This window comes from Methanococcoides sp., assembly GCF_030594565.1.
Classification (GTDB): Archaea; Halobacteriota; Methanosarcinia; order Methanosarcinales; family Methanosarcinaceae; genus Methanococcoides; species Methanococcoides seepicolus.
This window is the reverse complement of sequence record NZ_JAUVEY010000195.1, coordinates 1-2,824: the sequence shown is the minus strand read 5'-3', so window position 1 is coordinate 2,824 and position 2,824 is coordinate 1. Positions and strand designations below refer to the sequence as shown.

The 2,824-nt window shown below is 43.6% G+C and carries 2 protein-coding genes; both read right to left on the bottom strand.

Features of this window, described 5'->3' with window-relative positions; genetic code table 11:
* The coding region (gene argH / locus QAS77_RS11390) for an argininosuccinate lyase (RefSeq protein WP_305065667.1) at window positions 1–1,438 on the bottom strand (1,438 nt) is incomplete at its 3' end.
* 131 nt (window positions 1,439–1,569) lie between these two features.
* Window positions 1,570–2,824: PAS domain-containing sensor histidine kinase (locus QAS77_RS11385; protein ID WP_305065665.1), on the bottom strand; the 1,255-nt coding region annotated here is incomplete at its 5' end.

The window sequence follows — 2,824 nt, the reverse complement described above, 5'->3', positions numbered from 1 at the left end:
CTTCGATTGCGCTGTCCCTGTTAGCTATAAGGGAATCGAGCATCTCTGTATCGTTAGCTATTCTTTCTCTTGAGCTTTCTATAAGCTGTTCCATACTGTCTGGAGATGGGCCACCGATAACACTTCTCTTACTTACATTGAGTATCGGGTCAAGTGCTTCCTTGACCATATCTTCCGTAAGACCTCTGGAACTTAGGCTTTCCCCGATAACATTGTGTGCGACCGCATCTATCTCTCCGAGAGTTGGTTCCCCGTTCCCGCGGGCAAGCACGCCTACTATCTGGTGTGCGGTCCTGAATGGTATGTCACATACACGTACCATTGTATCTGCAAGTTCGGTGGCTGTTGTGAATCCTGCGGTTGCAAGGCCTGCCATATTTTCCTTGTTTATGCTCATGGTGGCCATCATGCCGTTCATGATCCTGACTGATGCTCTTGTGATCTCAAGGGAACGCATGATGTTCGGAGTGGCTTCCTGAAGGTCACGATTATAGCTTAAAGGCAGTGCTTTGCAGATGGCCAAAAGGGACATTAAGGAACCTATTGCAACACCGCTCTTTCCACGCAGGAGTTCAGCTGTGTCGGGGTTCTTCTTCTGTGGCATTATGGATGAAGTGGATGCATATCTATCATCCAGCTCGATGAATGCGAACTCCGAGGTGGACCATATCACGATCTCTTCCGCCATCTTGCTCAGGTTTATCATAAGATTTGCGAAGACTGCTGCTGATTCAATAAGGAAATCACGTGAGCTTACCGCATCCATTGAGTTCTCGATCAGACCATCGAAACCAAGGAGTTTACATGTCCTCTCCCGGTCGAGGTCAAAGCCTGTGGATGCAAAAGCAGCTGCACCAAGGGGGCTCAGGTTCACACGCTTATAGCAATCCCTCGTACGTTCGAGATCACGGCCTATGGCATTTGCATGGGCTGTCAGGTGATGGGCGAGGGTAGTTGGTTGTGCATGCTGGAGGTGGGTGAATCCCGGCATAAGTGTATCGAGATTCTCTGACGAGATATCGTTAAGGGTATTCCTTAGGGCAATAAGGTCTTCCATGAGCAGCAACAGATCATTTCTCAATGTGAGGCGTATACATGTCGCAACCTCATCATTTCGTGAGCGACCGGAATGCATTCTGCCACCTGTATCTTCCCCGACCATATCAATGAGCCTTGATTCAAGTGAAATATGGATATCTTCATAAGTGTGGTCAAGTTTTTCGATACCTTCCTCTTTTATCGTGAGCAAACCTTTCAGTATCTTCTTGCAGTCTTCTGTTTTGATGATCTTTCTCTCTTTGAGCATGATCGTGTGTGCAAGATCTACCAGAATATCTGCTTTGAAAATCCATTTGTCAGCGTTCATTGATGAAGTGAAATTAATTATCTCTTCATCAGGAACAGATGCAAGTCGCCCTCTTCTTAAAATATCGCTCACTTGAATACCTCTAAATTATCTTTAAAATATATGGAATCCACTAATTATGTAGCGTGGTATGCCACAAAACCTTAAAAACGAATCGGTTTCTTAAAATATTCCATAAACTGAAATGGAAAAAAGAATGATGCTTATTTAGGTAATTGAATGTGCATCCCTGTACCTTTGTTCTCTCCTTCGCTTTCCGCCCAGATCTTGCCTTTGTGGGCGTTGACTATCTCTTTGCATATATAAAGTCCAAGTCCTGTACCGCCATATTTGCGGGTCCTTGATGCATCTATCTGATAGAATCTCTGGAATAGCATGGGGATCATATCTGGTGGTATTCCAATACCATTGTCCTTTAACACAATGTGGATGAATTCATCTTCTTCCTCAATGGTAAATTTAAGCGAGCCACCTTCCGGTGTGAACTTTATAGAATTGTCCACTATATTGGTTAGCATGTCGGTGAGCTTGTCCCTGTCTCCGTTGATAGTTGGAATGTTATTAGCTATATTCTTCTCAACAGTCAGTTTCTTATCTTCTATCTGGATCTTAAGGTCCTGTAATGTCATCTCGACAATTTCTACAACAGAAACCGGTTCGAACAGATATTGAACATTGCCTGACTGTACTCTGCTGATGTAGAGGAGGGAATCAACAAGTCTCTTTAATCTATTAGCATTTCTAAGGACTGTTCTTTCCACTTCCTTTTGCTGTTCGCTCAGGACTCCAAGCGACTCGTCATAAATGAGTTCAGTATAACCTTTGATGGATGTAAGTGGTGTTTTCAGCTCATGGCTGACATTTGAAAGGAACCTGTCTTTCATCTGGTCAAGGCTCTTTAGCTCCTCATTGGCAGTGGCAAGTTCTTCTGCATATTTTTTCAATGCCTCTTCTGATTCTATACGGGTCGTGATATCTTCAATGACTCCGATCCCGCCAAGGATACTGCCATCTTCCGCGATGTTCGGGCTATAATCTGCTTTGATGGGCGTGACCTTTTCGCTGACCGCTGATATGTATTTGCCTTCATAATGACCGGTCTTTCTTGCAAACACCTGTTTAACAGCGTCTTTCATTTTTTGGTCTTTGATGCCTCTTAACATATTCAATCCGATTATCTTATCCTTTGAAGCACCCATTATCTTTGCAATGTTGTTGTTACAATGAGTTATTGTTCCGTCTTTATCAAAAGTGAAGATGCCAAGCGGAGAGTTCTCGAATATGAGCCTGAACTTTTTCTCAGTCTCCAACAATGCCTGTTCAGCCAGTTTTCTGTCAGTGACATCGATTATTATTCCCTGGAAGTAAGATGGTCTCTTATCTTCGTCAAATACCAGTAAAGACCTTTCAGCAACCCATCTTGTTTCTCCTGCTCGGGTCAGTATCCTATATTCCTTT